Source organism: Arthrobacter ramosus (assembly GCF_039535095.1).
GTDB classification, from domain to species: Bacteria; Actinomycetota; Actinomycetes; order Actinomycetales; family Micrococcaceae; genus Arthrobacter; species Arthrobacter ramosus.
Genome location: NZ_BAAAWN010000001.1, coordinates 400,106 through 419,552 on the forward strand (window position 1 = coordinate 400,106; position 19,447 = coordinate 419,552).

Genomic DNA, 19,447 nt, shown 5'->3' on the forward strand with positions numbered 1-19,447 from the left:
CACACCGGGGATTTCTTTGCGCGACGATCCGCGTGGTCCGTGATATACCCCCAAGTCATTGTGCCGGGGTTGTTAACAACACTTGTCTCTAAACACTGGGCGGGTGAGGAAAACCGGTCATGGGAATGTTTTTCCGGTTTTCCCGGCCCCCCGAAAAGCTCGTTAAATAAAGTAGAAGACCTTCCGAGTGGAAGGTCTTCTACCAATTGGTCGGGATGACAGGATTTGAACCTGCGACCTCTTCGTCCCGAACGAAGCGCGCTACCAAGCTGCGCTACATCCCGATCCGCTGCGAAAGCAACTGTTCAAGAATAGCCGATCCCTCCCCGGATGCGAAATCGAAGGAAGCCCCGCTAGCGAACAACTGCCTCAGACCAGCGAGTCCTTCCAAGCGCCGTGTAAGCGGGCGAAGCGTCCTCCTCCGCCGATGAGTTCGGCCGGCGTGCCGTCTTCCACGATGCGTCCCTCGTGCACCACCAGCACCCGGTCTGCGGTCTCCACGGTGGAGAGCCGGTGGGCGATGATGATCGCGGTGCGCTCGGAGTCCGTTCCGGACAGCAGGCTGCCGAGGCCGGCCTGCACCAGCCGTTCGGAGGGGATATCGAGCGAAGATGTCGCCTCATCCAGGATGAGTACTGCCGGGGCCGCAATGAATGCCCGGGCAAAGCCGATCAACTGCCGTTGCCCGGCGGAGACCCGGCCACCGCGCTTGTTAACGTCGGTGTCGTAGCCGTCAGGCAAGGCGGAGATGAAGTCATGTGCCCCTACTGCCCGGGCAGCTTCTTCAATGTCCGCACGTGTAGCCTCGGGCCGCCCCAAGGCGATGTTGTCCGCCACGGAACCGCTGAAGAGGAACGCTTCCTGGGTGACCATCACGACGGCGCGGCGCAGGTCCGCCGTCGAGAGCTCCCGGAGGTCGACGCCGTCGAGGGTCAAGGATCCTTCGGTGACGTCGTAGAAGCGGGCGATGAGCTTGGCGAAGGTCGATTTGCCGGCACCGGTCTGTCCGACGAGCGCTATGGTCTGTCCGGCGGGGATGTGAAGATCCAGCTTGGGGACAACCACCTTGCCGTTGCCGTAGCCGAACTCCACGCCACGGAAGTCGATTTCGCCGCGGGCATGGGGCAAGGGCACGGGGTTCTTGGGCGGCCGGACCGTGGGAACTTCTTCGAGCAGTCCGGACACCTTCTCGAGCGCGGCCTGGGCGCTCTGGAAGGAGTTGTAGAACATGGCCATCTGGTCCACGGGTTGGAAGAAGCGTTTCGTTGAAAGGATCAATGCCAGGAGCACGCCCACCGCCAGGTCTCCGGAGAGCACCCTGAAGCCTCCGAACAGCAGGACCACTGCCACGCACACGTTACCGATGAGGACCAAGCCCGGTTGGAAGACGCCGTTGAGATTGATGGAGCGGACCGTGACTTTGCGGTAGTCCTCGGAGAGTTCGCCATAGCGCTGGGCGTTCTCCGGCTCCTTGCGGAAGGCCTTGATGGCCCGGATGCCGGTCATGGTCTCCACGAAGTGCACAATCAGCCTCGCGGACACCACCCGTGATTCGCGGAAGGCGATCTGCGAGTGCTTCTGGTACCAGCGGGCCAGGAAGTACGCGGGCACGCCCGTGGCGAGCATGAGGAGCCCGCTGCGCCAGTCGAGGGCAAATACGGTAAATGCCGTGAAAAGCATGAACAGGATCCCGGAAGCCAGCGAGCTGACGCCCGAATCGAGGAGTTCACGCAGCGCCTCAAGATCCGAAGTCTGGCGCCCGATGATCCGGCCCGAGGTGTACTTCTCGTGGAACTCCAAGCTGAGCCGTTGGGTGTGCCGGAAGACCCGCAGCCGCAAGTCAAGGAGCATGGATTGGCTCAGCTTCGCCGTGGAAGTGACGTAGAGTGCCGTCAAAATCGCCGTTGCGACGGCCGCGGTCAGGTACAGGACGCCGGCCTGGACCACCGGTATGTTGTTCCCGGCAAGCAGCGAGGGCAGTGCGTGGTCGATACCGAAAGCGATGATCGCGGGCCCGGCCACGCGGGTGGCCTGCGAGAGCACCACCATGGCCAGCGTCAGCCAGAACCGCAACCGCACCGGGCGGATGAGGGATCCCAGCAAGGCGACCGACCGCCGTCGTACTGCTTTGCTGTCGCTGCGGCTCAGGTGGGCGTTGTCTTCATTGGCGGTTCCCAACGTGCTCATCGGCGACCCTCCCCGGCTTGGTCCATGTGCTGTTCGGAATCCAGCTCGTGTTCCAGCTCGTCGAGTTCGAGGTCGAGGTCCTTCGGACCGGAGTCGAGGCTTGCGATCACGTAGCGGTAGTGCGCGTTGTTGGCCAACAGTTCCGTATGGGTCCCGACGGCGGTGATGCTTCCGTTTTCGAGCAGCGCCACACGGTCGGCCAGGGCAACGGTCGAGGGTCTGTGCGCGACGATGAGCGTGGTGGTGTCCCGCAGGACTTCGCGGAGCCGGGCTGTGACGAGTTCCTCCGTATTCACATCCAGGGCCGACAGCGGATCATCCAGCACGAGGACCTTGGGCTTGGCTGCGATGGCCCGGGCGAGCGCGATCCGCTGCCGCTGGCCGCCGGAAAGACTCAGGCCTTCTTCGCCGATGAGGGTCCCGACGCCGTCGGGCAACGAATACGCGAAGTGCGCCTGCGCGACGTCGAGCGCTTCTTCGAGGGCTTCCTCGGACGTGTCGGGCGCGCCGAGCAGCACGTTGTCCCGCACTGAGCTGGAGAACAGGGTTGTGTCCTCGAAAGCGACCGCCACGACGGTCCTCAGCTGCTCGACGCTGAAGTCGCGGACATCCACGCCGTCGATGGTCACGGATCCTTCGTTCACGTCATAGAGCCGGGGGACCAGCTGGAGCAAGGCGCTCTTTCCGCTGCCGGTAATGCCCACGAGTGCCATGGTTTCGCCGGGCCTGATGTCCAGGGTGATGTCGTGCAGGAGCCGGGCGCCGTCGTCGAAACCGAAAGCGGCACTTTTGAAGCTCAAGGCCCCGCGCAGTTCCTTGGGTGTTTGGGGGTTCGCAGGACTGGTGATGGTGTTGGGCGTGTCCATGACTTCGAAGTGGCGGTCGAGGGCGGTCTTGGCGGTCAATGCCATGGCCAGGAGGGTCCCCGAGAATTCCACCGGTGCCGCCACAACCGCTGCGGTGCCGAAGAACGCAACGAGGGAACCGATGCTGAGTTGGCCCGTGGAGACGAGCAGGACGCCGGCCACGAGCCCGACGCCGAGCGCCAGCTCGGGCAGCAGCGTTACCACCAGTGTGAAGGTGGCTTGGTGCTTGGCCTTGGCGATCTCGGTCTGCCTCAGCTCCTCGGCCTGCTCGTTGAAGTTCTCCAGCGCTTCGCGGCTGCGACCGAAAGCCTTGAGCACGCGGATGCCGTGAACGGACTCCTCCACTGTGGTGGCGAGGTCGCCGGCCTGGTCCTGGCTGAGCCGGGTCACCAGGCTGAAGCGGCGGCGGAAGCGGAAGGAATAGACCATGATGGGCACCGCGGCGGCCAGGAAGATCAAAGCGAGCTGCCAGCTCATAGCGAACATCACCACGACGCCGATCACCACTGTCAAGGTGGTCACCACCAGCATGATCGCGCCGAACGCCATCCAACGCCGCAGGAAGTTCAAGTCCGTCATCGCGCGGGACAGGAGCTGCCCTGAACCCCAACGGTCATGGAAGGAAACAGTGAGGTCCTGGAGATGCCCGTAGAGGGACACCCGCATCCTTGATTCCACTGTGGTTGCGGGATTGATGACGAACTGGCGCCGCAGCGCCACAAGCCCGGCTTCTGCGACGCCGAGTCCCAGAACCACGACGGCGGCAATCCAGACGGCGTTGCTGGGGCCGCCAGGGTGGAGGGAGCCGTTGATCAAAATCCGCAGCACCTGCGGGATGGCAAGCGCCATGATGCTGGCCAGCAAAGCGCTGAGCAGCCCCATGAAAAGCCGCGGGAGGATCGGTTTAACGTGCGGATAGAGACGTTTGACGGAGGTAAAGAATGAAGTCTGTTTGGCCATGCCCGCTTCTCAACAGCTTTGTCCCGGCGTTCCGCGCCTGCCCGGCGCGACGCACGGAGGTAGTTTCCTGTAGCAACTACCCTATGCCATCGCGTAACAGGATTCACAGCACCATTGCGTTGCGTGATACGAGGTATTCGGAACTGCCCCTTCCCCCGGACATGCCCGGCTTTGGTAGCCATGGATGGACATATTGCTGTTATGTCCATCCATGGTAGATAGGGATGCGCATGCTCAGTGGGGCTGGGTGGCTATGTCCATCCTTGGTGTTGCAGGATGGACATGCTCAGTAGTGGCGCAGGCTATTGGCGGGCCGTCAGCGTCAGCAGCACCGCTTCCGGCTTGCACGCGATCCGGACCGGGGCGAAGCGCGAGGTCCCGATGCCGCCTGAGACGTTGACCGGCGTCGTGCGTCCGTTGTTTTCCCAATCATGCAAACCCTTTGCGCGCCACGTGGGGAGATCGCAATTGGCAACCAGGGCGCCGTAGCCGGGGATGCAGATCTGGCCGCCGTGGGTGTGTCCGGCGAGGATGAGGTCTGCGGAGTCGTTCGTGAAATGGTCCAGGACCCGTTGGTAGGGGGCGTGGATGACGGCGACGCGCAGGTGCGGGCGGGAGTCCTGTCCCGCGGTGCCGCGTGGCCAGCCAGCGTAGCGCTCCCGATTCAGATGGGGGTCGTCCACTCCGGAGAAATCGAAGCGGATTCCGTTGATGGGCAGGGACTGGTGCCTGTTGGTGAGGTCGATCCAGCCGGACATCCCGAAACCGGAACGCAGCCGCGGCCAATCAAGCTCGACCTGTTTGTTCTTGACGCGCGACGGGCCGCGCAAATACGCTGCCGGGTTCTTGAACCGCGGGGCGTAGTAGTCGTTGGAGCCCGGGACGAAGACGCCCGGGAACTTCAACAGTGGCCGCAATGCATCCAGCAGCGGAACGACGGCGTGGGGGTGGCTGAGATTGTCACCCGTGTTCACCACGAGGTCTGGTTCAAGCGTCGCGAGCGAACGCAGCCATTCGGCCTTCTTGCGTTGGCTTGGTACGAAATGGATGTCGCTTATGTGCAGCACCCGGAGGGGAGCCGAGCCTTCGGGGAGGATTGGAACGGTCTCTTCCCGGAGCACGAACTGGTTCTTTTCCCAGAGGCCATAAGCAAAGCCCGCAACGCCGGCGGTTGCGCCCGCCGCTGTGGCGACGGCAAAGCCGCGTCCGATGCTTCGGACGCGGCTTGCCAGCGATTCAATGACGGGCTTGGAGCCGTTAGCCATTGTTCTTCCCATTGCCATTTCCATTGCCGTTCCCGTTGCTGCTCGGCTGGGTGCTCGGAGAAGTGTTGCCCGGAGTCGTGGTGCTCGGCGTCGAAGGCTTGTACCCCGGAGGATCTAGAAGGTTCGACGGCGGGGCCGGGAACGGGTTGGTTCCATAAGTGGGAGCAACCTGGAGCATGTAATTGGAGAACTGCGGACCAGCGATCATGTAACCGTCAATGCCCTGGTAGAACTTGCCATTGATGGTGACATTCTGACCCGCTCGGCTCTGGCTGCCCAACGGATCGCCGAACCACGTGGCCGTTGCAAGGCCGGAAGTGTAGCCGGCAACCCAGGTGGAACCATTGGAGTCGTTGGTTCCGGTCTTGCCCGCGATGGGGAAGTTTGTCTTGGTGGAGATTCGAGGCTGGATCAGCGAGCCGGAACCGACGTTCAGAACCTGTTGCATCGCGTAAGCAACGCCGTGAGCGACCTCAGGGGTGACCGCGCTCCTGCAGCTCGTGGACTGGGCTGGCAGCTTGGCGCCCGTCTGGTCGGTGACCGAGGTGATGGCAATCGGCTCGCAGTACGTGCCATTGTTGGCAAAGGTGGCGAAGGCGCTGGCCATGGTCAGTGGCGCGGTCTGGGTGGAACCAATCAGGTTGCCCAAGGTTGTCATAGGAACCTTCGGGTTGGGATTGCTGGCGTCCGGGAGGCCGCCGTGGATGCCAACGGCATCGACGATCTTCTGGATGCCACACAGGTCAACCCTTGCAGCCGTGGCAAATGTCATGGTGTTGATGGAGTTGGCCAAACCATCCACCACTGTCATGGGTTTGTAATATCCACCCTCGGCGTTCTGGAGGTCATGAGTGCCATTGGTGCTGTCATACCAGCCGACCGTTGGAGTCGGGCAAGTATTCTTCCACGGGAAATTCTGGGGATACCGCCGGACGGTACCATCCAGCACAGTATTCATCGACTTGCCCTCGTTCAACCATTCGGCAAAAGTGAAGGGCTTCATGGTGGAACCGGGCTGGAATCCGCCCAGTCCGTTGAGATCATTGCCGTTGGAATCCAGCTTGTCTACGTTGAAGTTCTGCTCGGCCTGGAACTTCCCGTCGGCTGGCAACCAGACGGTATTTTGGGCCATCGAGATGATCTTGCCGGTGCCCGGCTGGACCGACACCAAGGAAGCGCCCCATTTGTCCGGATTGGCGCCGGCGGAAGAGTCAACCTGGGTTTGGGCCACGGCCTGCGCCTTGGGGTCTAGCGTGGTTTGGATGGTCAGGCCACCCCGCGAGACGCGGTTGACGCGCTCGTCCGCCGTGGCGCCGTAGGCCGGGTTGTTGTACAGCAGGTGCAGCACGTAGTCGCAGAAATATGCAGCAGTGGCGGAGTAGGGGCAGCCTTGGCGAGGTTGCGTGACCTTGGTGGTCACCGGCGTCGCGATGGCGGCGTCGTAGTCAGCCTTCTTGATCTTTCCCTGATCCAACATGAGGCCGAGCACAAGGTCGCGACGCTGTTTCGCGTGGTCCGGGTTCGTCACCGGATCGTAGTAGGACGGGCTGTTAACGACGCCGGCCAGCAAGGCGGCCTGCGGCAACGTGAGGTCCTTCGCGCTGGTGCTGAAGAAGAGCTTCGAGGCGGCCTCGATGCCGTAGGCATCCTTGTTGAAGAAGACGATGTTGAGGTAACCCTCAAGGATCTGCTGCTTGGAGAACTTCTTCTCCAGCGCGATGGCCAGCTTCATTTCCCGGAGCTTGTCGCCGACGCCTTTGTTGACGCCGTTGAGCTTGACGTCGGAAGCCTTGTTCTGGGAAACGAGGGACTCGTTGATGACGTTGTTCACGTACTGCTGGGTGATGGTGGAGGCACCCTGCTGTTTTCCGCGCGCTGTGCTGACGATGGCGCGCATGATGCCGGTGGCGTCGATGCCGCCGTGCTCATAGAAGCGGCTGTCTTCAACCGAGACGATCGCGTCCTTGATAAAGGGACTCATCTGGTCGAGCGAGACACGCGTGCGGTTCTCAGAGTAGATGGAGGCGATCTGGCTGCCATCCGCGGCCAGGATGGTGGTCGCCTGGCTGGGCGGGTTCACCTGAAGCTCCGCGGGCAGCGTGTCAAAGAACTGAATGGATCCACTCGCCGCACTGCCTGAAACGGCGGCCGCGGGGACGAGCAAGCCCGCCACCAGGACACCACAAATAGCGCTCACACCGAGGAATCCGAGGATCTTTCCAAGAGTGGTGGCAGTGTCGAATAGAGGGTTCCTACGAGTCACCATGTTCACCACTTTACCGGCAAGGGCTAGTCTTTCTTTCATGACCAAATGGGAGTACGCGACGATTCCGCTCATTATTCACGCTACAAAGCAGATTCTGGACCAGTGGGGAGAGGACGGCTGGGAGCTCGTCCAGGTGGTTCCCGGACCCGATGGAAACGGACTTGTTGCATACTTGAAGAGGGAGAAGCAGTAACAATGACAACCCCCGCAGAAGCCAGCGTTGGCGCGGATTCCACAGCTCCGGCATCCGCCGTCGAGCAGCGCCTTGCCGAACTTGGACTGACCCTGCCGGCTGTTGCAGCTCCGGTGGCCGCTTATGTTCCGGCCATCGTCTCCGGCAACCACGTCTACACCTCCGGACAGCTGCCCTTCATTAACGGCAAACTCGAAGCTACGGGCAAAGTGTCCAGCGGTGAAGAGGGCCTTTCGGAAGAGCCCACGGTGTCCCCTGAAGACGCGCAGATGTATGCAGCCGTCTGTGCGGTCAATGCCTTGGCTGCCGTCAAGAGCGTCATCGGAGACCTCGACCGCATCACGCGCATCGTGAAGGTCGTCGGCTTCGTGGCCTCCGATACCTCCTTCACCGGCCAGCCCGGTGTAATCAATGGTGCATCCGAGCTCCTCGGGCGTGTCTTCGGCGACAAAGGGCAGCACGCGCGTTCCGCCGTCGGCGTTGCAGTCCTTCCGCTCGACTCTCCCGTCGAGGTCGAGTTGATCGCTGAATTCAGCTAAGGAACCGGTTCACTCAATTGCCACAACTAGCCCGACGCCTGTTTGCGTTACCCCCTGAACTAGAAGGGGCTGCACGGAATTGGCTTGAGCTCGGCGAACGGGCCCCCCGCGCCGCGCGTTTTGCATCTTCTGTTGTCCTGCTCCGCGATTCGCCTACCGGCCTGGAAACGTGGATGGGTTACCGTCCCGGTTCCTCGCCGCTGGGCGTTGTCGCGTTTCCCGGCGGATCGCTGGAACCCAGCGACGAAGACGCCCTCGGCTGGCTTGGTCCCTCGCCTCAGCATTGGGCCGAGACGCTAGGGACCGCCGACGTCGGACTTGCGCGCCGCCACGTGGTGGGCGCCATCCGCGAACTGTTCGAGGAAACCGGCGTGCTGCTGGCCGGCCCCGACCTGTCCTCCACAGTGGAGGCAACATCCACTCCCGAGTGGATGAAGGCCCGCGAGGCCGTAGCAGCCCAGGACAAGTCGTTCACGGATGTCCTGGCCAAGCGTGGCTTGGCCCTGCGGACGGACCTGCTCAAGCCGCTCGTCAACTGGCTCAGCCCGGACTTCGCGCACCGTCGCTTCAACACCCGCTACTTCGCGGCAACCCTTCCGGTTAACCAACAGCCCTCGCTGTTGGCAAGCAAGGGTGTTTGGGGGCGCTGGGTGTGCGTTTCCAAACTCATGGCTGAGCGCGAGACTACTGCGCTTGGGGACGGAATCGGCCAGGAAAATACTGTTGGCTTGCCACTGGGCCAATTGCTGGTGCCGGGCTCGGAAATCATCCTCGAGAAGATGGCCGCTGCCCAGGGCTGCATTGCGTACCTCAGCTACAAGCGGAAGCCGCACATGTACCAGCCGCGGCTCATCGAAGAGGATGGCGCACTCATGCTCGAAGTCGAAGCGGCCCGGACGGTTTCAGGGGAGCCGCAGCGGGAACGCTGAGCAGGACCGCCGGCGACACACGACGCTGGCGACACGAAAAATGCCTGGTGACACCGGAATTCCGGTGTCACCAGGCATTTTCTGTGTCGCCAGAAATTACCGGGAGCGCTGGCGGAGGCGCTGCATGTCCAGGATGACCACTGCGCGGGCTTCCAGGCGGAGCCAGCCGCGCTGGACGAACTCGGCGAGGGCCTTGTTGACCGTCTCGCGGGAGGCTCCGACCAGCTGGGCCAGTTCTTCCTGCGTGAGTTCGTGGGCCACCAGCACGCCGTCGGTCGCGGGTCGGCCGAAGCGGTCCGCGAGGTCCAGCAGGGCCTTGGCGACACGGCCCGGGACGTCCGAGAACACGAGGTCGGACAAGGAATCGTTGGTGCGGCGCAAGCGGCGCGCGAGTGCCTGAAGCAATTGTGCGGACACCTCGGGGCGGGTGCGCAGCAGGGCGTTGAGGCTTTCGTTCTTCAGGCCTGCCAGGCGGGTCTCGGAAACGGCCGTGGCCGTTGCGGTGCGCGGGCTGGGGTCGAACAGGGCCATCTCGCCGAAGAGCTCGCCTGGGCCGAGGATGGCCAGGAGGGATTCGCGGCCATCCGGAGAGGTGCGGCCGAGCTTAACCTTGCCGGACACGATGAAGTAGAGCTGGTCACCCTGATCGCCCTCGCGGAAAACGGACGCTCCGCGTGAGAGGTCCACCTCTGTGAGTTCGTCCGTCAGCAGACGGAAAGCGTCGTCGTCAAGTGTGGCGAAGAGGGGTGCGCGGCGCAATACCTCGATATCCATGAAATCTCCTGAGTAAAAGTTCGGCTGGGGCGCTTCAGCCATTGTTTCAGAATTTTGTCGTGTCTGTGACGTACTTGGCAGCTGAAACGCCCTAAATCACGCGGAAGAGCCACAAATCCTCGCCCCAACCGGCCGGGAATGCCCTGCTGGGCGGCGGCTGTGCGATCTGGGCGACAGCTTGCTTCCGAAGGGAAGCTGTCAGTCTGTGCAACTACAATTGGGGCTTACTCGGCTGTGAGGAGCTTTGGTGTTCGGCTTGACCATATTGGACCTGGCGTTGATTTTGACGCTTCTTTCCTACCTGATCTACGGACTGCGCAACGGCTTCTTCGTGACGCTCGGAGGAATCGCAGGCTTCGCCGTAGGAGCGGTGGCTGCCTTTATCGCGGTACCGCTCGTCGGCGACTGGGTGAAGGACAGTGGCTGGAGGCTGACTGCGATTATCGGCTCGGCCGTGGTGCTCATTGTCCTGGGGCACGGGCTCGGTACCTGGATCGGCCAGAGGGTCCGCAGAGCCGTGCGCATCCAGCCATTGCACGCACTTGACCGCGTGCTGGGTGGTTTCGTCAGCTTGGTTGTTGCCGCACTGGTCATGTCCATGTTGGCGTTCAGCATCGGCTCCTTGGGTGTGCCGTTCGTTTCACAGCAGCTGGCCGATTCCAAGGTGATCCGTTTCATCGACACCATGACGCCCACGCCCGTCAAGGCCAGCGTGGCGCAACTGCGTTCCACGGTCATGGGCAACGGCATTCCGCAGCTCATCGAGGGCATCGGCCCCGTGGCTCCTGTGCCCGTTCCGAACACCAGCACGGACACTCCCGCACTCAACAATGCGGCCCATTCCGTGCTGAAGATTGCCGGCACCGCCTACCAGTGCGGCCAAAACCAGACGGGCTCCGGCTTCGTTGTCTCCCCCGGCCGCGTGGTGACCAACGCGCACGTCGTGGCTGGCGTGTCGCAGCCGGTAGTGGAAATCCCCGACGGCGGTGCGTTGCCTGGCCGCGTGGTCTACTTCGACAGCCAACGCGACTTGGCCGTGGTCGCCGTCGATGGTCTCCCGACGGCGCCGCTCCAGTTGAGCGCCGATCTTCCGGCTGGTTCACCCGCGGCCTTCGCCGGCTACCCTCACGGTGGTCCGTTCCAGTCCAAACCGGCCGCGGTGGAGGGCATCTCGACCCTGCTGGTGCCGGACATTTACGGCAACAACCCGTCCCCGGAACAGGTCTACAAGCTGGCCGGAGACGTGCAGCCGGGCAATTCGGGCGGTCCGCTTCTGACGACCGAAGGACAGGTTGCCGGCGTGGTCTTCGCCAAGACCACTTCGGATGTGGAAGTGGGCTACGCGCTGACTATGGACGAGCTCTCGCCAGTGGCCCAGCAAGCACCATCCCTGAGCGAGGCAGTGTCGTCAGGCCAGTGCACCAAGAAGTAGCCCTGCCCACCAAGGGACATGCTCTGCGCTTGATCTGAGCATTGGACATATTGCGAATGTGTCCAGTGCTGGCCGCTAAGAATGGGCATGTCCCCAGGGGTGGGGCGCACATGTCCAGCGCTGGCCACGAAGAATGAGCATGTCCCCATTGCCAGGACCTGAAAAATGTCGCTGCCCACCTAGGGACATGCTCTGCGCTTGATCTGAGCATTGGACATATTGCGAATGTGTCCAGTGCTGGCCGCTAAGAATGGGCATGTCCCCAGGGATGGGGCGCACATGTCCAACGCTGGCCACGAAGAATGAGCATGTCCCCAGGGATGGGGCGCACATGTCCAACGCTGGCCACGAAGAATGAGCATGTCCCCATTGCTGTGCGGGCATATCCGTGCCGCCCAGGGAACCCCGCTCAGTCGGAGGATCTAGACCGCGGTGGCGAGGTAGTCGATGGCCAGCTTGTAGCCCTGGACTCCTGCGCCGACGATCACCGCGGAGCACACCGGGGACAGGTAGGAGTGGTGCCGGAATTCCTCGCGCTGGTGCACATTGGTGATGTGGACCTCGACGGCGGGAAGCTGCACTGCTGCAAGGGCGTCCCGCAGCGCTACGGAAGTGTGCGTGTACGCACCCGCGTTGATGACGATCCCGACGGCGGTTCCGCGTGCGCCGTGGATGGCGTCCAAGAGGTCGCCCTCATGGTTGGACTGGACGCAGTCCACTGTGAAGCCGTGGGCCCCGGCGGCTGCCATGGCGAGTTGTTCGACGTCGGCCAAGGTGGAGGTGCCGTACTTTTCCGGCTCGCGCGTGCCCAGCAAGTTCAGGTTGGGGCCGTTGAGGACGAGGATGGTGCCGCGACCGGCTTCGGTGGCGGTGGGAGCTTCAGTCATACCCCCAATCTATCGGTGTGCGGAGGCGGTCCGGCGTTTCTTACGCTGCCGTGGGCTGCGTAAGAAACGCCGAACGGCAGCTACACCGCGGTGAAGCGGAGCAGCAACGCGTGCTCAGGGTTCAGGACCGGCATGGGAAGCCCCACCTCTGCAAGGAAGCGGCCGCTCGCCTGAGCCCCGGATGGCAGCCATGCTGGCGGTTGCACCTGGGTGAAGGTGCGGGCGTAGTCGGCGTCGCCGGGGGCCGGGAAAATTGCCTGCACCGTGTAGGAACGCTCGGGGTCGAGGCCCGGTACAGCGACACGCCCGGGTTGTTCGGCGAACGACGTCCGGGTGCTGACGACGGCGAATAAGCCAGCGTCGCCGTCGTCGGACACCACGCCGTGCAGCATCAGCGAGTCGTCCGGAACGTCCGCACGGACCATCCGCCCGCTGTGGATGAGCCCGCGGTGCTCCTTGTAGAGGCCGATGAAGCGCTTGAGTTCCTCACGTTCGGCGCCCTGCACCTGGCGGACATCCCATTCCATGCCGAAATGCCCGAACATCGCGGTGATGGCGCGGAAGGAGAGATCGTGTGTTCGCGCCGTGGTGTGCGAGGTGGTGGGGCCGATGTGCCCGCCCACCAGTTCCGGGGGAACCACGACGCCGGTCCAGCGCTGGATGGTCTGCCTCTCGAGGGCGTCGTTGCAGTCCGATCCCCAGATCCGGTCGGTCCGCTCAAGGATGCCGAGGTCCACCCGGGCCCCACCGGAAGAGCAGCTTTCGATTTCGACGCCGGGGTGGGCCTTGCGGAGCTCGTCGAAAAGCCGGTAGGCGGCCAGGGTCTGCGCATGCACTGATGCTCGGCCTGCATGGCCATGCTCGCTGAGGTCCCGGTTCTGGTCCCATTTGAGGTACTTGATGTTGTTTTTCCCAAGCAGGGCGTCGATCCGCTCGAAGACGTACTGCCAGGCCGCGGGGTTGACGAGGTCGATGATGTGCTGGTGGCGCCATTCCAGGGGGAGGCGGCCGCCGTCCTTGTGGGAGAGGGCCGCGGGGCCCACGATCCAGTCGGGGTGCGCCCGGGCAACATCGGAATCCAGGTTGATCATTTCCGGTTCCACCCAGAGCCCGAACTCCATGCCGTGGGAATTCACCGCCTCGATAAGCGGTGTCAGGCCATCAGGCCAAAGGGTTTCGTCGACGTACCAATCGCCCAAGCCGGCATGGTCGTCGCGGCGCCCGCGGAACCAGCCGTCGTCGAGCACGAAGCGCTCAACGCCCAGCTCGGCAGCGGATTCCGCGAGCTCGATCAGGGTGTCCAGTTTGTGGTCGAAGTACACGGCCTCCCAGGTGTTGAGGACCACCGGGCGGGGCTTGCCGGCGGGGAGTCCCGTCGAAGCCGCGGGAAGGACGTGATGCGGGCGGGACCGGAACCAGCTGTAGAAGGCTTCGCTGATGCCGTCCAGGCCCCGGTCCGAGTAGGCGGCAAAAAGTGCGGGCGTGGTGTAGCCCTCGCCAGGCTGAAGCACTACTTCCGCCGGGCCCAGGAGCTCAGAGCCGCCGATCATGGTGCGGCCATCAGCCACGGTGTCGGCGAATTGTTCGTGGTTGCCGCTCCAAGCCAAGTGGGTGGCCCACACCTTCCCATGGCGGTTGCCGAATCCGGCGGTACCTGCCGCGAAAAGCAGCGAAGAATCGTGCCCCGTGCGCCCGTGGCGTCCCGCGCGAACCCACGTCCCTTGTTGGACGGGCCGGCGCTGTGGGTGGCGTTCGCGGCACCAGCGCCCGGTGAGGTCAAGGAGTTCGACGGCGTCGGGCCCCACGGGGAGGACGGTGGCCAGTTCGTCGAGCTGGAAGGGGGACGTGCCGTCGTTGACGGCGGTGTGCCGCAGCTCGAGAAGGCCGCCGGGGTGAAGCGTGAGCTTGGACGTCACGGTGATCCCGGCGTCGGGATCCTTCTGGACAATCACTGCAGAGGCGATCGCTGCAGAGGCGACGGCGGAGCTGCCGTCAGCCTGCACTTCCACTACGCGGAGCCGGAGCGAAAAGTCCAATCCCGGGACGCCGTCGGCGATTCGCTGGCCGCGCAGGCCCGGGCGGCCCTGCCATGCGGAGGAACCTTGAGGGAGGAGCGCCGCCGGTACGTTGGCGTCGACGGCGGAGTGCGGGATGGGTTCGCCCAGGATGGCGAGGTCCGGGAGGGTGCTGCCGAGATCAGCACCCCAGTGGATGACTTCGGCCTCTCCGTTATCGAAACTGACCACCAGGCTTGTGCCGGCGGAACGGAGGTGGAGCGGGTCCATGGGCTGGTTCACTTTCAGAGAGTCGTGTGTCGCAATACGAGGGAGTGGAAAGTCCGGGCGCCGCCGTCAAAGGAGTGAAGCGGCGGCGCCCGGACTGGTTTGGCGGGACTGGTGTTACTTGAAGAGGTTGTTGACCTGGTTGTTGGCATCGGAGAGGGAGCTGGCCGGCTTCTTGCCGCTGAGTACTGCGTCCATTGCGGGCTTCATGATGCCGTCAACTTTGGCAGCCTTGTCCGCGATGGGGAAGAGGAACGTGGTCCCGTCTTTGACCTGCTGGGTGAAAGCGGAGACGTCAACACCCTTGGCCGCGAACGCCTTGGCGGCCAAGTCCGAGGACGTGCTGATCGCCGGGAACACGACGGCCTTGTTGGCGACGACGTCCTGGCAAGCTGAGGAGCCGAGGTATTCGACCCACTTGGTGGCTGCTGCCGGGTTCTTGGTGCCGGCCCAGATGGAGTCCGCCAGGCCGTTGAACATGGACGCGCGCTTGCCGCTGGGGCCCACCGGGGTGGGGGCGATGGCGGTCTGGATACCCTTGTATCCGGTGTACTGGCCGATCATCCATGAGCCGCTGGTGTTGATTGCGGCCTTGCCTGCACCGAAGTTGTCCGACACGCTGGCGCCGACGGTGGTTTCAAGTTTGGGCATGTAGCCCTTGTCCGCCAGTCCGGCCCACCAGGAGATGGTTTCCTGGAACTTGGGGTCGTCGTAGTTGAACTTGGTGCCCCACGGGTTTTTGTCCGTGGCGGTCCAGCCGGTGGTGGCCGCGAGGAAGCTCCACTGGGTCTGGCCCTGGCCGGAACCGGAGGACTCCAAGCCCAGTCCGTAGACGGCCACGTTGTTCTTGTCGAAGCCGGCTTCGTCTCCGCGCTTGCCGTTCTTGTCTACGGTCAGGTGGGCGATGGTCTTTTCGTAGCTGCCGCCGTCTTTGGGGTTCCAATCCAGCTTGGCCATCTGCTCGGCAGTGATGCCGGCGGAGTCGGTCATGGCCTTGTTGTAGAAGAGGCTGATGGTGTCCCAGTCCTTCGGGAGGCCGTAGCGCTTGCCGTCCTGGCCCACCCAGAGATCGGCCAGGCCCTTGTTGTAGCTGTCCAGTTTGACGCCGTCCTTGGCTACGGCGTCGTCGAGGGCCAGCAGCTGCTTCTTCGAAGCGAATTCCGGGTACTTGGACAGGTGGTCGGTGAAGACGTCAGGAGCGGTACCGGATACGAAACCGTTGGTCAGGGTGGTCCAGTAGTCGTCCCAGCCGCGCTGGGTGATTTTGACCGTGATATTCGGGTTGGCCTTGGTGAAGTCACTCGCGCACTGCTGGTAAGCCGGGAGCTGGTTGGCGTCCCAGAGCCAGTAGTTGATCTCGCCCTTGGCTTCGCTGGAGGCGGGGGCGGAGCCGCCACAAGCGGAGAGTGACAGCGCGGCCGCGACAGCGACGGTGACGGCAGCGGCGACGGTGCCAATGGAATTCTTCATGGTGAACCTTTCAGGGGGTTGCGATAGAACGGAGGCGGTGCTTGGGGATGACTTACTTGATGCCGGAGAAGCCGATGGAGTTGACCACCTTCTTGCCGAAGGCGATGAAGAGGATCAGGACGGGCAGTGCTGCCACCAAGGTGGCGGCCATGAGCCCGCTCCAGTCCGGTGCCCCTTGCGGGGACTGGGACTTGAAGACACCCAGGCCCACGGTGAGGACGCGGACGTTCTCGTCCTGGCCCACCAGGAGCGGCCAGAAGTACTCGTTCCACTGACCGATGAAGGTCAGCAGCGCCAGGGTGGCGAGGGGGGCTGCGGCGTTGGGGATCACAATCTGGAAGAAGATCCGGAGGTGCTTGGCGCCGTCGAGCATGGCTGCCTCTTCGACTTCGCGGGACATGCTCAGGAAGAACTGGCGCAGGAAGAAGATGGCAAAAGGCGTCATGAACATGTAGGGCAATGCAAGACCGGCGAAGCTGTTGAGCAGGCCCAGGTTCTTGATCATCAGGAAGTTGGGCAACGCCGTGAAGATCGGCGGGACCATCATCGTGGCCAGGAAGATCGCGAAGACCTTGTTCCGCCCGGGCCAGCGCAGCCTGGAGAAGGCGTAGGCTGCCATCGCACTGAAGAACACCTGGCCTGCGGTGGTCATGGTGGCAAAGATGATTGAGTTGCGCAGGTACAGCCAGAAGTTGATGGCGGCGCCGGAACCGCCCTCGGCAATGGCTTGCTCGGGGCTTTGGAGCCCCAGGACACGCTGGAAGGCGCCCCAGCTGAAGTCTGCAGGGAGAAGGTTGCCGGCGTTCGAGGCCAGTGAATGGTTGCTGGACAATGCCGTCCGGATCATCCAGAGGAAGGGGGCAACCGTGACGGCGACGGCGATGACGACGAGGGTCCAAGCGCCTGCGCGGCGCCAGTTGAAGGGTTTCGTGCGGGTGCGGCGCGACTGCGGGGAGCCGACGACGGCGGTGGCGGACTCGCGCGAACGGCGGGAATTGGTGGAGGTACTCATGGCAGGGTTTCCTTAGTCCAGGTCCGTCTCGTTGCCCTTGAGGAACTTCATCTGGATGAAGGCCACGAGGGCGAGAATGATGAAGAGAATCACGGACAGGGCTGATGCGTAGCCGAAGTCGGACTCGCCGAAGGCCTTCTGGTAGATGTACATCTGGATCACCCGGGAGGCATTGATCGGTCCGCCGCCGGTAGTCACGGCCACGGTGTCGAAGACTTGGAAGGATCCGATGACGGTGACCACCAGGACCAGGACCAGCACGGGGCGCAGGAGCGGCATGGTGATGCTCCAGAAGGTCCGGGTGGGGGACGCGCCGTCAAGGTTGGCTACTTCGTAGACGTGGTTGGGGATGGACTGGAGCCCGGCGAAGATCAGCAGGGCGGTGTACCCCATGTGCCGCCAGACGTTGACGAAGGCGATGGTGGGAATGGCCCACTGTTCGCTGCCGAAGAAGGCAACGCGGGGAAGGCCCAGCCAGCTGATGACCTCGTTGACGATGCCTAGTTGGTAGTCGAGCATCCAGAACCAGAGCAGCGCAACGATGACGTTGGCCACAAGGAACGGGAGCAGAAGTGCGCCGCGGATGAAGGTTGATTTGGCCACGCGATGCATAAGCAACGCGAGTCCGATGGCGATGACGGTCTGGAATCCGATGTTCAGTGCCACGTACTGGACCGTGACGGCCATGGCGTTCCAAAACAGATCGTCGCTGAAAATTGCCGTGTAGTTCTTGATGCCGATCCAGGTGGGATCACCCAGGATGCTGTACTCGGTGAAGCTGAGGTAGATGCCCCGGATGGTGGGGATCAGGAAGAAAACTACAAAGCCGATCAACGCCGGAAAGATGAAGAGCAACGCGATCTTCAGGTCACCGATACGCCGAATGCCGAACCTGCTTGGTTTGCCCGATTGGGGCGGTGCGGCATGCGCCGCTGGTTTGGTAAGGGTGGTCATCTTCGACCCTTCCTGACTGTGATGTGGGTTACAACTGATGAGAATCTACACGAGTAGATATGAAGGGGTCAAGTAAATCTGTGAAGTTTTGTTCGATTATTTTAGATTTCTTGCGTTTTGTTGACTCGTGTAGATCCCGGTGATTCACTGGCCTGAGTCACTTGTCGAGCCGCTCCCGGCGCGGCGAGGACATTCTGAAGCCACCCACATGAATCGAAGGGCTAACAATGACGTTTTCAATGGGAGTAGTAGGCCTTGGCCAGTTCGGCGGCCAATTTGCCCACCTCTTCAAGCTCCACCCCGGGGTTTCCGCGGTCTACGCAGTGGACGAGCTCCCTGAACGCGCGTCCAGAGCTGTTGAACAGCTGGGGCTCGACGGCACCATGGGCAGTTTCGACGAGTTGCTGGCCTCCGACGTGGACGCCGTCGCCATCTTTACCCAGCGCTGGACGCACGGGCCGTTGGTGATCAAGGCGCTGCGCGCCGGGAAGCACGTCTATTCGGCTGTTCCGATGGCAATCTCCGAGGAGCAGATCGCCGGAATCATCGACGCCGTGCGTGAAACCAAGCTTGTCTATGCCATGGGGGAGACCAGCTTCTATAACCCCGCCACCGTCTATGCCCGCAAGCAGCACGCCGCCGGCAAGTTCGGCCGCATTTTCTACACCGAAGGCGACTACGTCCATGACATGGACCTGGGCTTCTACGAGGCCTACCAGTACAGCGGCGGCGAAAACTGGAAAGCAACCGCCAGCTACCCGCCCATGCTGTACCCCACGCACGCCATCGGTGGCGTGCTGGGTGCCGTGCCTGGACATGCTGTGAGCGTCAGTTGCATCGGCGTCAAGGACGATCGCGGCGACGGCGTCTTCGACAAGGAAGTCAGCATGTTCGACAATGACTTCTCCAACGCCACGGCGCTGTTCGAAATGAACGACGGCGGCGTGATGCGGACCAACGAGATGCGCCGCGTGGGTTACCCCTCGCACATCCGTGAATCGCGCTTCCGCTTCTTCGGCACGGAGGCAAGCTTTGAACAGTTGGCCACCACCACGCTGTGGCAGGACAAAAAGGGGGTCCTGGATGTCTCGGACCAGGTGGAGACCAAGCCGAGCATGTCGGCCGATGACCCCTCGTTGGCGGATGTCGCACCGGAGCTTCGCGGCGCGTTCATCTCCGGCCTCGCTCCGGTGCACGACGCCGGCCGGCTCCCCGTTGAATTCGAGGGAGCTCCAACAGGGCACGAAGGCAGCCACCAGTTCCTGGTGGACGACTTCGTCACGGCCGTGAACAAAGGAAGCCTTCCCCCGGTCAACGCCTGGGTGGCCGCGCGCTTCACACTCCCCGGCGTCGTGGCTCACGAGTCCGCGCTCCGCGGCGGCGAACGGCTCCCCATCACGGACTTTGGAGATGCCCCCGAGGCTTTGTAGC

The 19,447-nt window shown here is 63.0% G+C and carries 15 protein-coding genes and 1 tRNA gene; 5 read left to right on the forward strand and 11 right to left on the reverse strand.

Features of this window, described 5'->3' with window-relative positions; all coding sequences use genetic code 11:
* Nucleotides 1–207: 207 nt before the first annotated feature.
* The 5 genes from ABD742_RS01905 to ABD742_RS01925 form a co-directional block, all read right to left on the reverse strand.
* Nucleotides 208–284: transfer RNA gene (locus tag ABD742_RS01905), tRNA-Pro, on the reverse strand.
* An 85-nt stretch (nucleotides 285–369) separates the two neighbouring features.
* Nucleotides 370–2,187: an ABC transporter ATP-binding protein gene (locus tag ABD742_RS01910; protein WP_234748677.1), complete on the reverse strand. Its 1,818-nt coding sequence runs from the start codon at nucleotides 2,185–2,187 to the stop codon at nucleotides 370–372.
* Nucleotides 2,184–4,013: an ABC transporter ATP-binding protein gene (locus ABD742_RS01915; protein ID WP_234748679.1), complete on the reverse strand. Its 1,830-nt coding sequence runs from the start codon at nucleotides 4,011–4,013 to the stop codon at nucleotides 2,184–2,186. Before ABD742_RS01915 ends, ABD742_RS01910 begins: the two co-directional genes overlap by 4 nt.
* 302 nt (nucleotides 4,014–4,315) lie before the next feature.
* Entirely contained in the window at nucleotides 4,316–5,278 is a 963-nt protein-coding gene (locus tag ABD742_RS01920) for a metallophosphoesterase (RefSeq protein WP_234748681.1), read from the reverse strand.
* The gene (locus ABD742_RS01925) at nucleotides 5,271–7,544 is read right to left on the reverse strand and encodes a transglycosylase domain-containing protein (protein ID WP_344787043.1); all 2,274 of its coding nucleotides are present in this window, start codon (nucleotides 7,542–7,544) and stop codon (nucleotides 5,271–5,273) included. The genes ABD742_RS01920 and ABD742_RS01925 overlap by 8 nt, the downstream gene beginning before the upstream one ends.
* A 37-nt stretch (nucleotides 7,545–7,581) precedes the next feature.
* Here ABD742_RS01925 and sp36 point away from each other — a divergent pair, with 37 nt between their 5' ends.
* The 3 genes from sp36 to ABD742_RS01940 are packed head-to-tail and all read left to right on the forward strand — an operon-like array spanning nucleotide 7,582 to nucleotide 9,205.
* Nucleotides 7,582–7,737 (forward strand): Sp36 family protein, encoded by a 156-nt coding sequence (sp36, locus tag ABD742_RS01930; RefSeq protein WP_009359196.1) that lies wholly within the window; start codon nucleotides 7,582–7,584, stop codon nucleotides 7,735–7,737.
* A gap of 2 nt (nucleotides 7,738–7,739) precedes the next feature.
* On the forward strand, nucleotides 7,740–8,276 hold the full coding sequence (locus tag ABD742_RS01935; RefSeq protein WP_234748685.1) for a RidA family protein: 537 nt from the start codon (nucleotides 7,740–7,742) through the stop codon (nucleotides 8,274–8,276).
* A 17-nt stretch (nucleotides 8,277–8,293) separates the two neighbouring features.
* Nucleotides 8,294–9,205 carry an NUDIX hydrolase gene (locus ABD742_RS01940; RefSeq protein WP_234748686.1) on the forward strand — a complete coding sequence of 304 codons (912 nt, stop codon included), beginning with the start codon at nucleotides 8,294–8,296 and terminating at the stop codon, nucleotides 9,203–9,205.
* A gap of 96 nt (nucleotides 9,206–9,301) precedes the next feature.
* Here the strand turns inward: ABD742_RS01940 and ABD742_RS01945 are convergent, their stop codons facing one another.
* A complete protein-coding gene (locus ABD742_RS01945) occupies nucleotides 9,302–9,979 on the reverse strand; it encodes a Crp/Fnr family transcriptional regulator (RefSeq protein ID WP_011775987.1) in 678 nt (225 codons plus the stop codon).
* Between the two features lie 247 nt (nucleotides 9,980–10,226).
* Between ABD742_RS01945 and ABD742_RS01950 the strand changes: the two genes are divergently transcribed.
* Nucleotides 10,227–11,411 carry a MarP family serine protease gene (locus ABD742_RS01950; RefSeq protein WP_234748688.1) on the forward strand — a complete coding sequence of 395 codons (1,185 nt, stop codon included), beginning with the start codon at nucleotides 10,227–10,229 and terminating at the stop codon, nucleotides 11,409–11,411.
* A 422-nt stretch (nucleotides 11,412–11,833) separates the two neighbouring features.
* On the opposite strand, the gene aroQ is transcribed toward ABD742_RS01950, so the two are convergent.
* The 5 genes from aroQ to ABD742_RS01975 all read right to left on the reverse strand — a co-directional run bounded on the left by aroQ (nucleotide 11,834) and on the right by ABD742_RS01975 (nucleotide 18,016).
* Nucleotides 11,834–12,298, reverse strand: a complete 465-nt coding sequence (gene aroQ / locus ABD742_RS01955) for a type II 3-dehydroquinate dehydratase (protein WP_234748689.1) — start codon at nucleotides 12,296–12,298, stop codon at nucleotides 11,834–11,836.
* An 80-nt stretch (nucleotides 12,299–12,378) separates the two neighbouring features.
* Nucleotides 12,379–14,583, reverse strand: a complete 2,205-nt coding sequence (locus ABD742_RS01960) for an alpha-galactosidase (RefSeq protein WP_234749189.1) — start codon at nucleotides 14,581–14,583, stop codon at nucleotides 12,379–12,381.
* 114 nt (nucleotides 14,584–14,697) lie between these two features.
* Nucleotides 14,698–16,050 (reverse strand): ABC transporter substrate-binding protein, encoded by a 1,353-nt coding sequence (locus ABD742_RS01965; RefSeq protein ID WP_234748690.1) that lies wholly within the window; start codon nucleotides 16,048–16,050, stop codon nucleotides 14,698–14,700.
* A gap of 52 nt (nucleotides 16,051–16,102) precedes the next feature.
* Nucleotides 16,103–17,062 carry a carbohydrate ABC transporter permease gene (locus ABD742_RS01970; protein ID WP_234748692.1) on the reverse strand — a complete coding sequence of 320 codons (960 nt, stop codon included), beginning with the start codon at nucleotides 17,060–17,062 and terminating at the stop codon, nucleotides 16,103–16,105.
* 12 nt (nucleotides 17,063–17,074) lie between these two features.
* Nucleotides 17,075–18,016: a carbohydrate ABC transporter permease gene (locus tag ABD742_RS01975; RefSeq protein ID WP_234748694.1), complete on the reverse strand. Its 942-nt coding sequence runs from the start codon at nucleotides 18,014–18,016 to the stop codon at nucleotides 17,075–17,077.
* 227 nt (nucleotides 18,017–18,243) lie between these two features.
* Here ABD742_RS01975 and ABD742_RS01980 point away from each other — a divergent pair, with 227 nt between their 5' ends.
* Entirely contained in the window at nucleotides 18,244–19,446 is a 1,203-nt protein-coding gene (locus ABD742_RS01980) for a Gfo/Idh/MocA family protein (protein WP_234748695.1), read from the forward strand.
* The last annotated feature ends 1 nt before the right edge of the window (nucleotide 19,447 follow it).